The sequence below is a fragment of the Rhizobium sp. BK060 genome (assembly GCF_014193145.1).
In the GTDB taxonomy this organism is placed as follows: domain Bacteria; phylum Pseudomonadota; class Alphaproteobacteria; order Rhizobiales; family Rhizobiaceae; genus Rhizobium.
In genome coordinates this window covers 1-12,751 of sequence record NZ_JACHYW010000005.1, presented here as the reverse complement: position 1 = coordinate 12,751, position 12,751 = coordinate 1, and the positions used below count along the sequence as shown (strand labels likewise).

Genomic DNA, 12,751 nt, shown 5'->3' with positions numbered 1-12,751 from the left:
AGTTTCTGGATGGGATGGATAAGATGGACCTCAAGGACTCGACACTCTTTCGTCAGGCAGCCCTCATTGGCGACAAATGGATCGAGGCCGATCCGTCGAATGCGATCGAAGTCAACAACCCCGCAACAGGCGAAATCATCGGCCGCGTACCGAAACTTGGAGCAGCCGAAACGAAAGCCGCGATCGAGGCCGCACGCATTGCCCAAAAGGGCTGGGCAGCGCGCACCGCCAAGGAGCGTTCGGGCATTCTTCGCAAATGGTTCGAGCTGATGATCGAGAACAAGGATGACCTCGGCCGCATCCTGACGCTCGAACAGGGCAAGCCGCTTGCCGAAGCGACCGGTGAGATCGTCTATGGTGCAAGCTTCATTGAATGGTTCGCAGAGGAAGGCCGGCGCGTCTATGGCGATCTGGTTCCCGGTCACCAGCCCGATAAGCGCATCATGGTGATGAAACAGCCGATCGGGGTAGTCACGGCGATCACCCCCTGGAATTTCCCGAATGCGATGATTACCCGCAAGGCGGGGCCGGCCTTTGCCGCCGGCTGCGCCATGGTGCTAAAGCCGGCCAGCCAGACGCCGTTCTCGGCCATTGCGATTGCCGTGCTCGCCGAACGCGCCGGGCTGCCGAAAGGGCTGTTTTCTGTCATCACCGGTTCGGCACGCGAGATTGGCGCCGAGATGACCGCCAACCCGACCGTCCGCAAGTTGACCTTCACCGGTTCCACCGAGATAGGCGCCGAGCTTTACAAGCAGAGCGCTGCGACGATCAAGAAGCTTGGGCTGGAACTCGGTGGCAATGCCCCCTTCATCGTCTTCGACGACGCCGATCTCGATGCGGCGGTCGAGGGCGCGCTGATCGCCAAGTTCCGCAACAACGGCCAGACCTGCGTGTGCGCCAACCGGCTCTACGTGCAGGACGGCGTCTACGATGCCTTTGCCGAGAAGCTTGCGACCGCCGTCGGCAGGCTGAAGACCGGCAACGGCTTCGACGAGGGTGTCATTCTCGGGCCGCTGATCGATCAGCCGGCTCTGGAAAAAGTCGAGGAGCACGTTGCCGATGCACTTGCCAAGGGGGCGAGCGTCGTTCAGGGAGGAAAGCGCCATGCCCTCGGCGGCACTTTCTATGAGGCGACGGTGCTCGCCAACGTCACGAAAGAGATGGTCGTTGCCCGCGAGGAGACCTTCGGCCCGGTGGCGCCGCTCTTCCGCTTCAAGGATGAGGCCGACGTGATCGCGCAGGCCAACGACACCGAGTTTGGCCTGGCCTCCTACTTTTATGCCAAGGATCTTGCCCGCGTCTTCCGGGTGGCCGAGGCCCTCGAATACGGCATGGTCGGCGTCAACACCGGGCTGATCTCGACGGCAGAAGCGCCATTTGGCGGCGTCAAGCTCTCCGGCCTGGGGCGAGAGGGCTCAAAATACGGCATCGAAGAATTTATGGAGATTAAATACGTCTGCCTCGGCGGCATCAGTTGAATGCCCGGGGGCTGACGCGGACCGCACGGTCCCCACACTCTTCTTTGGTAGGAACGGCAGGGGTTCTAAGGCCACCGTCCAATACAATGCGACCAGCCAAAGGTGTAACTTTGTTCGCCGGCGTAGCGTTGTATCAACCGAAATTACGCCATTCCTACCAATAGCGTGATTACCTTAGCCATGGTTATTGCACGTCTTTCGTGCCATATTAGCAATCAGCACTGCTCAACATTTGAGTCGCGATCGAGCGCAAGAATGGAGACGATAAAGATGCTCTATGGCCTTCCCAAGCCAATTTCGAATTCCTCTAAGTATTTGAAGGAACGAATACTAGGTTCTGCCGTTTTCTCAGTGGGCGCGCCGACAGGGCAGCCATCCCGTTTCAACCAGCCGGCCGCGGGAGAGCATCATGCAAAAAGGTGAAAGCGACGTCTTCGATCTTTTCTCGGAAATTTACACAAGCGCCGCGCAAGAAGAATTGAGCCTACAGGAATATCTGCTGGCCTGCCGCGATGATAAAAGCCTGTATGCGACAGCACAGGAGCGAATGGTCGAAGCAATCGGCGAGCCGACCCTGATCGATACCAGCGTAGATGAGCGGCTTGGCAGGATTTTCGCCAACCGCACTGTCAAGATCTACCCATCCTTCGCTGATTTCTACGGAATGGAAGATACGATCGAGCGGATCGTCGGCTACTTCAGATATGCCGCTCAGGGGCTCGAGGAACGAAAGCAAATCCTCTATCTGCTTGGGCCGGTCGGCGGCGGCAAATCATCGCTTGCCGAGCGCCTCAAGAGGCTGATGGAGCAGCGCCCGATCTACACCTTGGCCGTTAACGGCAAAATCAGTCCCATCTTCGAGTCTCCTCTCGGCCTCTTCCATCCTGAACGGATGGCAGGGCTGTTGGAAGACAAGTACGGGATTGCACGACGCAGGCTCACGGGCCTGATCTCGCCCTGGGCAACGAAACGGCTCGACGAGATCGGCGGCGACATCTCGAAGTTCAGTGTCGTCAAGCTGACGCCTTCCCGCCTGCGGCAGATCGCAATCGCCAAGACCGAACCGGGTGATGAGAACAACCAGGATGTGTCTGCGCTCGTCGGCAAGGTCGATATCCGCCAGCTGGAAAACTTCAGCCAGGCCGATCCGGACGCCTACTCCTATAGCGGCGGACTGAACAGAACCACGCAAGGACTTCTCGAGTTCGTCGAAATGTTCAAGGCGCCTATCAAGGTGCTGCACCCGCTGCTGACTGCGACGCAGGAAGGCAGCTATAACGGCACCGAGAACTTTGGCGCCTTCCCCTTCCAGGGCATCGTCGTTGCTCACTCCAACGAGTCCGAGTGGCTGCACTTCAAGAACAACAAAAACAACGAGGCGTTCCTCGACCGCATCCTCGTGGTCAAAGTGCCCTATTGCCTGCGGGTCACCGAGGAGCGGCAAATCTACGAGAAGCTGCTGCGCGAGAGCGAATTGGCAAAGAGCCCATGTGCCCCCGAGGTGCTCGAAAATCTCAGCCGCTTCACGGTTGCAACACGGCTCCACGTCCATGAGAACTCACCGCTTTACACCAAGATGCGCGTTTATGACGGCGAGAACCTGAAAGACACCGATCCCAAGGCCAAGTCCGTACAGGAGTATCGTGACGCCGCCGGTGTTGACGAAGGCATGACCGGTATCAGTACGCGCTTTGCCTTCAAGGTTCTCTCTGAAACCTTCAATTACGACACCAAGGAGGTGGCAGCCGACCCCGTACACCTGATGTATATCATGGAGCAGGCGATCCGACGCGAACAGTTTCCGAAGGAAACCGAGGCGCGCTACCTTGATTTCATCAAGTCCGAGCTTGCTGCGCGTTACGCCGAATTCATCGGCCATGAAATCCAGAAAGCCTACCTGGAATCCTATAGCGAATATGGGCAGAACCTGTTCGACCGCTATATCGCCTACGCCGATGCATGGCTGGAAGACCAGGACTTCAAGGACTACGATACCGGACAAATCCTCAACAGGGAGATACTCGATAGCGAGCTGTCGCAGATCGAGAAGCCGGCGGGCATTGCCAATCCCAAGGACTTCCGCAACGAGGTCGTGAAATTCACGTTGCGCGCGCGCGCCAAGAACCATGGGCGCAATCCCTCCTGGACGAGCTATGAAAAACTTCGCGAAGTCATCGAGAAGCGCATGTTCGGTCAGGTCGAAGATCTCCTGCCGGTCATTAGTTTCGGCTCCAAGAAGGACAGCTCGACAGAGAAACAGCACGCCGAATTCGTCCAGCGCATGACGCAGCGTGGCTACACGGTTCGCCAGGTCCGGCGGCTCGTCGATTGGTACATGAGGGTCAACAAAGCCGGTTGACGATGCCGAACCGGGAGATTGGCAGATGCCGAATTTCATCGACCGCCGGCTCAACCCGAAGGACAAGAGCCTCGGCAACCGGCAGCGTTTCCTGAAGCGTGCCCGCGAGGAACTCAAGCGGGCCATCAAGGAACAGGTCAAGTCCGACAAGATTGCCGACGTGGACGCCGCCCATGGCGTCCCGATGCCGAAGCGTGGCGCAGGCGAGCCGACCTTTCAGCCCGCCTCCGACAGCGGTGAGCGCGAGTATATTCTGCCCGGCAACAAGGAATACATGGCGGGTGACAAGCTGTCGCGACCGCAAAGCGGTGGTGGCGGCAGCGGCCGCGGCGCTGGCCGTGGCGAGAGTGAGGATGACTTTCAGTTCATTCTATCCCGCGACGAGGTTCTCGATCTTTTCTTCGAGGACCTTGAGCTGCCTGATATGGTCAAGCTGAATCTCAAGGAAACGGTGACCTACAAGCCACACCGCGTCGGCTTCAGCACAGCCGGAACACCCACCAACATCAATGTCGGGCGCACCATGCGCAACAGCTTCGGCCGCCGCATGGCCTTGCAGCGGCCGAGCGAAGCCGCGGTGAAAGCGCTTGCGGACGAGATCGCCGCCCTGGAAGCCGAGAAGGCGTTATCCACTGCAAACCGACGGCGCCTACAGGCGCTGCGCGAGGAACTGGAGCAGATGGAGCGCAGACGTCGGCGCATTTCCTATGTCGATCCGGTCGACATTCGCTTCAACCGCTTCGAGCGCCAGCCGCTTCCCAATGCCAGCGCCGTGATGTTCTGCCTGATGGATGTGTCGGCATCCATGGGCGAGCGGGAAAAGGATCTTGCAAAACGCTTCTTCGTCCTGCTGCACCTCTTCCTGACCCGCCGTTACGAGCGGATCGATATCGTCTTCATTCGCCATACCGACGAAGCGCGCGAGGTCGATGAGGAGACGTTCTTCTACAGCAAACAGAGCGGCGGGACGGTCGTTTCCACCGCACTTGAGGAAATGCTTCGTGTGATCGAGGAGCGCTATCCGGCACATTTGTGGAACATTTACGCCGCGCAGGCCTCCGATGGCGATAACATCAGCGGCGATTCCGAACGCTGTGCGGCACTGCTTCGCGACCATTTGATGCGTCTTTGCCAGTATTATGCCTATGTCGAGATCATCGACGAGCGCGAAACGGAAATCTTTGGAACGACCGACAACGGCACATCGCTGTGGCGCGCCTATCGCACGGTCGACGGGGAAGTGCCCAATTTCCAGATGACGCGGATCTCCCGACCCGCAGATATCTATCCCGTGTTCCGCAAGCTCTTTACCCGACAGCCTGCCATGCGTACGCGCAAGTAAGGACGACCAAATGGCGAGACGCTCAAGTTCAGGCCTGCTGTTTGATGGTTCCGATTGGAATTTTGCGACTCTTTCGCGCGCCTACGATGCCATCGAGACGATTGCGCTCGATGAGATGGGATTGGACGTCTATCCCAACCAGCTGGAGATCATTTCCTCCGAGCAGATGCTGGATGCCTACTCCTCGGTGGGCATGCCCCTGATGTACCAGCACTGGTCCTTCGGCAAGCGCTTCATTTTCGAAGATCACCTCTATCGCAAGGGACAGCGCGGCCTCGCCTACGAGCTGGTCATTAACTCCAATCCCTGCATCACCTATCTCATGGAAGAAAATACCATGGCAATGCAGGCGCTCGTGACCGCGCATGCCGCCTTCGGCCACAACCATTTTTTCAAGAATAACTATCTTTTCCGCCAATGGACCGACGCTGGCGCCATTCTGAGCTACATGGACTTCGCGAAGAAATACATTGCCAAGTGCGAAGAACGGCACGGGTTGAGCGCAGTGGAGGCGATCCTCGATTCAGCGCACGCCTTGATGGATCAGGGCGTATTCCGCTACCGTCGCCCGCCCCGCCTTTCTTCCGAAAAGGTCAGAGAGCGCGCCCGGGAGCGACTGGAATACGAAGAGCAGACCTACAGCGATTTGTGGCGTACGCTGCCGCTGGCAACCGAAAGCCGCGACCCGGAAGATGCCGAACGCGACGCATCCGAACGCAAGAAGGTTCTCAATCTTCCAGAAGAGAACCTGCTCTATTTCCTGGAAAAGCATAGCCTCATCCTCGATCCCTGGCAGCGCGAGCTTCTCCGGATCGTTCGCGTCATTGCGCAATATTTCTATCCGCAGCGCCAAACCAAGGTGATGAACGAGGGCTGTGCGACCTTCGTGCACTACACGATCATCAACCGCCTCTTCGATCAGGGCCGGATCAGCGAGGGGGCGATGCTGGAATTGCTGAAAAGCCACTCCAACGTCGTATTTCAGCCCGCTTTCGATGACCCGCGCTTTCCTGGCATAAACCCCTACGCCTTGGGGTTCGCGATGATGCAGGACATCGAGCGCATGTGCATGGAACCGACGCAGGAAGATCGCGACTGGTTTCCGTCGTTTGCCGGCAATGGCGATTGGCAGGGGACGCTGCTCGACGCCTGGGCAAACCACCGGGACGAGTCCTTCATGCTGCAATATCTCAGCCCGGCAATGATCCGTAAGTTCCGCCTGTTTCTGCTCTCCGATCGCTCCACCGACAACTATTGCGAAGTATCTGCAATCCATAACGAGCGCGGCTATTCCAAGGTCCGCTCGGCGCTTGCCCACAGTTACGACGTCGGCGCCAGACAGCCCGATATCCAAGTTATCGATGTCGACCTGCTTGGTGATCGGCAGCTTCGGCTGCAGCACAATGTAAAGAACGGCATCCTACTGGAAGAAGGCACACGCGATGCCACGCTGAGCCACATTCGCCGCCTCTGGGGCTACGACGTAAGCCTGAGGGGCGTCGATGCTGAAACCGGCGCGGTTTTCTACGAGTGCTCGACAGCTGAGATCTGAAGCCGGATTGGTCGCCCTGAGGCCCGTTGGCACGACATCGCCGCCCTCGCAATCAGCGAATGCGTTTGCCTTGCCGCAGCCCCGGTTATGCCTTGGTAGACGTTGCGGCATCTGCACGACGCCGAAATTCAATGCTTGTCCTCTTCCGCATGTCTACGCCTGATGCTTCGCACGACGAGCCACATACCAGCAACGACGATCGGAACAGACAGGCCGGTCAGCGTCTCGGGCGACACTTCGAGGCCGACATTGTGCGCGCCTTTTGCCAGGTAACCGAAGAGCCCGACGACATAGTAGGAGATTGCCGCCACCGACAGGCCTTCGACCGTCTGCTGCAGGCGCAGCTGCAGCTGTGCCCGGCGATCCATCGAGTTCAGCACCGTCGTATTGATACGCTCGAGTTCGACGTCGATCCAGCTTCGTAACAGCGCGGTGGCCCGGGCCAGCTTGCGCGAAAGATTCGCCTGACGCTCCTCGACCGACTGACAGGTGCGCATGGCCGGTGCCAGTCGCCGTTCCAGGAAAGAACCGAGCGTCTCGCTGCCAGGTATCGCGGTTTCGGCGAGCGCGCGAATGCGCTCCTGGACGATCTCGTAGTAGGCACGGCTGGCTCCGAACCGGTAGAGGCTGAGCGCCGCATTCGCCTCGAGCTCCGCTGCAAGGCGCGTAATCTCGGACAGCATCTGATCCGCCTCGTCGCGGGCGTGCAACTTCATCCGCTGTGTAATCGCGGTCAGGCCGGATTCGATCTGACGTATTTCGGGCGAGAGCGACTGCGCAAGCGGCAGGCCCATCATTGCGAGCGTCCGATAGGTCTCGATATCGAGAAGGCGCTGGACCAGCGCGCCGCGCGCACTGTCGGACATGCCGCGATCGATCACCAAAAACTTCGTCAATCCGTCACCGTCTTGGCGGAAATCGGTCAGGATCGTCGCCTGGCCGTTTCTCAGCTCGCTTCGGCACAGGCTGGTCGGATCGAAGACGGCAATCTCCTGCGCTGTATCCGATGTATCGGGCCGGATCTCCAGACGGATCCCTGATATGAAGGGCCCCGGCGGCGAAAAACTGTCTCCGAAGGGATGAACGGCTATCGGCGCGCCAAACCTCTCGGGCGATGGACAGTCCCAAAAGTATGTTGAGAACTCGGTGTGCCGCTCCCAGCGCAGCGTTCCCTGCCCCCAACTTATCGCATGATGGCTGGTTTCGCGGGCAGGCGGTGCAACGCCGCTGGAGCGGGATAGGTCGGCGAGCATCTCATGGTCGTTATCCCCGGCGCTTTCCGTCAAAAAAGCGAGCTGGAATATGACGCGTGGCGCCTGAACAAGCGCATAGGGCCGGGCATGAATCTCACCCAAAGCGCGTCCTCGAAGATCCGCAGGCGGAAAGCCAAAGCTTCCTTGCGTCATCCATGCATTCCTTTCGGTGGCGGGTTTTCCGGTCATCGATACTGGTGCCGCGGGCAGGTTGAGATGAAGAGGGAACTGAACAGGCTGGATTGGTCGCTTGCGATCAGCGTCAACACCTTCGTACGCCCCTCGCCAACTCGCAAGGAGATTTCTGATGTCCATGATGATGTCCCCACATCGCCCCTCAGGCGAGGGCATGCAAGCATCTCGTCATATGCCTGTCCAGCGCGATCGGTTCGCGCGACCGTTTGCCACAGGCAAAGCATCAAAGAAGCAACTCATCTGCAGTGAGATTTAACGAACGAGGATTGCCCGGAAGTCGTTGACATTGGTACCCGTGGGTCCGGGTTTGACGGGAGCGATCATTTGATATTGCCCGCGTTCCTTGCGCTTTCCAAATTTCGACTTCTCGCTGAAGCTGCCAGAAGCGCCTGCGGTAGGGGCTCGGCAACTCGTCCATCTACTCCGGCAGACCCGCGAGTCGCAGACCTTCGATGTATTTGGCCATGAGTGTCTTATCGAGATAGGGAGCACGGGAGCTGTACCGTTTTATCGAGAAGTCAGGATTGACCTTCAGGAGTTCGCTGGCGGCATGGCGCGCTTCCTCCAGCCTCCCCAGTTGGGCATAGGTCGCTGCAAGCAGGCGGTAGGCAGGTCCAGGCTCGGCCATTTTCTCCAGAAGGGATAGCGCCTCGGAATATTTCCCCGAAAGAAATTTGGCTGCGGCGATATCCCAAAGGTACCAGTCGGGGCGGCTCGGATTGAGCCGAACGGCGAGTTCCCCGATCCTGATGGCATCTTCCAAGCGTCCAAGGTAACCAAGAGCATCACAATATTCTGCGAGGAGGTCACAGTTGTTGGGTGCTAGTTCTCGAGCACGCTCATAGCAGGCTACGGCTCGTTCAGCTTCCCCCCTCCAAAGATGGACAACGCCAAGAGCCCAATGGGTATCCGCATCGATTGGATTAAGCTTCAGGGCCTTGCTTAGCAGGGCCGACGCGGTCGCAAGGGCGGTGTCGATCTCGACGATTTCGTTCCATTTCAGCTTTCTTAGCTCGATCCAGGCCAACCCAATATATGGCCGTGAGTACTCCGGATCATCTTCGATTGCGGCAAGATACATCGCCTTCGCAAGTCGGACCTCGTCCGGGTTCGAGCCCTGATGAAGATGCCTGCCTCGCAGGTAAAGATCATACGCCTTCAGCGACGTCACGGGCTTGCTCAAGACACGCTGCCGCTCTGCCTCTTCGATCTTGACGCTCAGAGCAGCCGGTATGGAACAGGATAACTCGTCTTGGATGTGAAAGATGTCGACAAGGTCGAAGTCGTATTTCTCCGCCCAGATTTGTTCTCCGGCAACATTGGTCAAGTTGGCGTTCACTCTGACACGATTACCAAGCCATCTCACACTGCCGTCCAGCATGTAGTACGGCATCGGCTCGGCGTGCGCCGGTTCTAAGGGCGGTCGTTGAACGACGACAGTCAACCTGGAGAACCGTGCCAAACCGGCAACGACATCTTCTGTTATTCCAGCCGCGAAATATTCCTGGTCCGGATCGCCACTCAAATTGGAGAAGTTCGAAACGTACAGCAGTGTTCTATTCGGCGAAAACTCCCGCCCACGGTATGTTCCGACTGACTGCACTCTCGGCTCAAATGTCGACGTGCGCTCGGGACTCGACGCTTCTCCACTCTCGTCGACAATAATGTTGAAGATGCGAATTGGCCGCCCAATGTTCTTCAGCGCGTGCTCGCCTGCATCTTCGAAGCGAATGCCCAGGCGCTTGCCCAAAGTGTCACGCACCGATGCGGATATCGCTATGCCCCCCGGTCTCGCGATGTTTTCGATGCGTGCTGCCACATTGACGCCATCGCCATAGACATCGTCGTCCTCAAAGAGGAGGTCGCCGATGTTTATCCCGATCCGAAATTCTATCCTTCGATCAGCGGGGACCTGCGCATTGCGTTTTCGCATCTCCAATTGTATCTCGAACGCGCATAGAACCGCCTCTTCAGCAGTCTGAAACTCGGTCAGCATCCCATCGCCAACAAGCTTGATTGTACGGCCCTGATACGATGCGATTTTCACGTCCCAAAGTTCGTGTCGGTGCAACTTTAGAGCCGAAAGTGTGCCCTTCTCGTCGATCCCCATCAGTCGACTGTAGCCGACCACGTCAGAGGCCATGATGACAGAAAGCCTTTGCTTCATTGTCGCCCCACCACCCGTCAAGCCCTCAACGGCTATTTAGATTAGCATATATGCAACCATGAGACACTTCCCGTCGCGCTCGCTAAAAAGGTCGACTGAGCCATGTTTCGCTCGCACCTAGACGGCAAGTCTTGGACCAGCAACAAACTATGCGCCCAAAAGCCGCCGTTCCACGTCCCGCGCCTATTTGCCGGCGGGTGACTTCCGAAGCGTGACGTATAAATTGGCAACCTTTAAGATGAATGGAGGATGTGCTGATGCCCCGCTTTCTTGCCGTTTACACCATGAAGCCCGAGGACCTGGCGGCCTTTCGAAACCTGCCCAAAGCCGAGCAGGATGCAGTCGACGCCGTCGGCATAAAAGAGTGGTCGGCGTGGGAAGAAAGAAATGCTTCGTCCATCCTTGATCCTGGCGGAATGGTGGACAAGACGACACGCATGACCAAGGAGGGCGTCGTCAACGCGGTGAATTCGTTCTGCGGCTACTTGGTGGTCGAAGCGGAGAGCGCTGATGCCGCTGCACGACTGTTCGAAGACCACCCGCACATCACCGTTTTTCCGGGGGACGGGGTGGATATAATGCCTTATTTGACGTGACCTCTTTGCGCGGGCATCACCACAGCCGATGATCTCACCTCAGCGACGAGGGAGTCCGCATTGGGCCGAGGCTGTGTAAAAACTTGATTCTGATATAGAATCATCTTCGTCGATCGGAGGTGGCAATGTCAGGCTATATCGAGGGGACCAGTCGTGATCAGGTTACGCTATTTCCAGATCGACTTGACGATTGGATCGATGAAGATCATCCCGTTCGAGTGATCGACGCATTCGTTGACGCATTGGATTTGGTGGGCGCTGGCTTTGGTCGCATGTCGCCCGCCCAAACTGGTCGCCCCTGTTACCACCCCTCGGTGTTGCTGAAGCTCTTCATTTACGGGTACTTGAACCGCATCCCCTCTAGTCGACGGCTAGAACGTGAGGCCGGGCGCAATGTTGAAGCGATGTGGCTGACCGGGCGGCTGGTTCCGGATCACAAAACCATAGCTGATTTCCGGAAAGACAATGGCCAGCCAATCCGCAAGACCTGCGCCAGATTCGTCGAGCTGTGCCGCCAGATCGGCGTGTTGAGTGGCGGCAGTGTCGCGATCGATGGGAGCAAGTTCAAAGCCGTCAACAACAGGGATCGCAACTTCACGCCCGGCAAGGTCGAGCTGCGGATAAAGCATCTCGAAGTAAGCGCATCGCGATATCTGGAGGAGATGAGCAGAGCCGATGCCCTGGAGCAATCGGAGGCAAAGCTGCGCAAGGTCACACGGCTGACGGAGAAGCTTGCTCGTGTTCGACAGGAAGTCCAAAGACTGGAAGGAATAGCAGAAGCGCTGGAGGATGTACCCGACGGCCAGATTTCCGTGACCGATCCAGACGCGCGATCCATGGCGACATATGGCAAAGGCACGGGCCTGGTGGGCTACAACGTACAGACGGCCGTTGACGTCGATACCCACCTGATCGTTACACACGAGGTCACCAATGTCGGGAATGATCGATCTCAACTGGCTCCGATGGCCAGCGCCGCCAAGGAGGTTCTGGAAGCCGATAAGTTAGATGCAATAGCCGATCGCGGTTACTTCAACGGAGCTGAACTGCTGCGCTGCCATGAGGCAGGGATCACTGCGACCGTGCCAAGACCGGAGACTTCCAACAACCGCAAGAAGGGCATGTTCGTAAAGGCTGACTTCGTTTACGACGCCAGCGCCGATACGTACATCTGCCCCGCCGGAAAGGCGCTAGCGTACAGGTATACAACGGAGGAAAAGGGCCTGATGTTGCGCCGCTACTGGCGCAACGATTGCCCGTCATGCCATCTCAACGTCCAATGCACAACAGGCAAAGAGCGTCGGGTCACCCGTTGGGAACATGAGCATCTGATCGAGGCCATGTATTCCCGAATGGAAGAGAATCCGAACCTCATGCGTACCCGACGATGCACGGTCGAGCATCCGTTCGGCACCATCAAGGCGTGGATGGGCTCGACCCATTTCCAGATGCGCAGGCTGAAAAACGTCCGAACGGAGATGGCGCTACACGTGCTGGCCTACAACATCAAACGGATGATCAATATGATCGGCGCAAAAGCGCTTTTACGAGCTATAACCGCTTGAGGGGCAACAGCACAGACTTCAGGTCCAAAAGCCCTCATACAACCCTTCAGGACTGCCTCCGACGCCTCCCAGTCCAAGAGAAAAGCAAATTCGAGCCGATCCCGTCAGAACGCACTGAACTGCGCGACCAAGACGGTCGCGCTAGAGATTTCACACATGGGGTAATCGCGGGAGCGAGTCGCCCCTGATGGCCAGAAGTGGTCACGCTCTTGAAGAGCAGGTGGTTGTTCCCCGATAGGATGGA

General features: G+C 57.8%; 8 protein-coding genes. 6 read left to right on the top strand and 2 right to left on the bottom strand.

Annotated features, from left to right (window positions below; translation table 11 throughout):
- The first annotated feature begins 23 nt into the window (after positions 1-23).
- The 4 genes from gabD to FHT71_RS06955 all read left to right on the top strand — a co-directional run bounded on the left by gabD (position 24) and on the right by FHT71_RS06955 (position 6,731).
- Complete coding sequence (gabD, locus tag FHT71_RS06970) at positions 24-1,478, top strand: NADP-dependent succinate-semialdehyde dehydrogenase (protein ID WP_132588884.1); 1,455 nt, start codon at positions 24-26, stop codon at positions 1,476-1,478.
- A 409-nt stretch (positions 1,479-1,887) separates the two neighbouring features.
- The gene (locus tag FHT71_RS06965) at positions 1,888-3,837 is read left to right on the top strand and encodes a PrkA family serine protein kinase (RefSeq protein WP_132588883.1); all 1,950 of its coding nucleotides are present in this window, start codon (positions 1,888-1,890) and stop codon (positions 3,835-3,837) included.
- A gap of 25 nt (positions 3,838-3,862) precedes the next feature.
- Positions 3,863-5,179, top strand: a complete 1,317-nt coding sequence (locus tag FHT71_RS06960) for a YeaH/YhbH family protein (RefSeq protein WP_132588882.1) — start codon at positions 3,863-3,865, stop codon at positions 5,177-5,179.
- Between the two features lie 10 nt (positions 5,180-5,189).
- Entirely contained in the window at positions 5,190-6,731 is a 1,542-nt protein-coding gene (locus FHT71_RS06955) for a SpoVR family protein (protein WP_132588881.1), read from the top strand.
- A gap of 128 nt (positions 6,732-6,859) precedes the next feature.
- On the opposite strand, the gene FHT71_RS06950 is transcribed toward FHT71_RS06955, so the two are convergent.
- Together FHT71_RS06950 and FHT71_RS06945 are read right to left on the bottom strand one after the other, a co-directional pair.
- Positions 6,860-8,137: a DUF3422 family protein gene (locus tag FHT71_RS06950; protein ID WP_132588880.1), complete on the bottom strand. Its 1,278-nt coding sequence runs from the start codon at positions 8,135-8,137 to the stop codon at positions 6,860-6,862.
- Between the two features lie 460 nt (positions 8,138-8,597).
- Positions 8,598-10,346, bottom strand: coding sequence for an adenylate/guanylate cyclase domain-containing protein (locus FHT71_RS06945; protein WP_132588879.1), 1,749 nt, complete (start codon positions 10,344-10,346; stop codon positions 8,598-8,600).
- 257 nt (positions 10,347-10,603) lie between these two features.
- Here FHT71_RS06945 and FHT71_RS06940 point away from each other — a divergent pair, with 257 nt between their 5' ends.
- On the top strand, positions 10,604-10,942 hold the full coding sequence (locus FHT71_RS06940; RefSeq protein WP_165933052.1) for a hypothetical protein: 339 nt from the start codon (positions 10,604-10,606) through the stop codon (positions 10,940-10,942).
- A gap of 125 nt (positions 10,943-11,067) precedes the next feature.
- Positions 11,068-12,507: an IS1182 family transposase gene (locus FHT71_RS06935; protein ID WP_132588878.1), complete on the top strand. Its 1,440-nt coding sequence runs from the start codon at positions 11,068-11,070 to the stop codon at positions 12,505-12,507.
- The last annotated feature ends 244 nt before the right edge of the window (positions 12,508-12,751 follow it).

What these genes read in the sequence shown, in the direction of transcription:
- FHT71_RS06965 (WP_132588883.1), top strand. Translation starts at nt 1,888, where the DNA reads ATGCAAAAAGGTGAAAGCGACGTCTTCGATCTTTTCTCGGAAATTTAC.
- FHT71_RS06960 (WP_132588882.1), top strand. Translation starts at nt 3,863, where the DNA reads ATGCCGAATTTCATCGACCGCCGGCTCAACCCGAAGGACAAGAGCCTC.
- FHT71_RS06950 (WP_132588880.1), bottom strand. Translation starts at nt 8,137, where the DNA reads ATGACGCAAGGAAGCTTTGGCTTTCCGCCTGCGGATCTTCGAGGACGC.
- FHT71_RS06940 (WP_165933052.1), top strand. Translation starts at nt 10,604, where the DNA reads ATGCCCCGCTTTCTTGCCGTTTACACCATGAAGCCCGAGGACCTGGCG.
- FHT71_RS06955 (WP_132588881.1), top strand. Translation starts at nt 5,190, where the DNA reads ATGGCGAGACGCTCAAGTTCAGGCCTGCTGTTTGATGGTTCCGATTGG.
- FHT71_RS06945 (WP_132588879.1), bottom strand. Translation starts at nt 10,346, where the DNA reads ATGAAGCAAAGGCTTTCTGTCATCATGGCCTCTGACGTGGTCGGCTAC.
- gabD (WP_132588884.1), top strand. Translation starts at nt 24, where the DNA reads ATGGACCTCAAGGACTCGACACTCTTTCGTCAGGCAGCCCTCATTGGC.
- FHT71_RS06935 (WP_132588878.1), top strand. Translation starts at nt 11,068, where the DNA reads ATGTCAGGCTATATCGAGGGGACCAGTCGTGATCAGGTTACGCTATTT.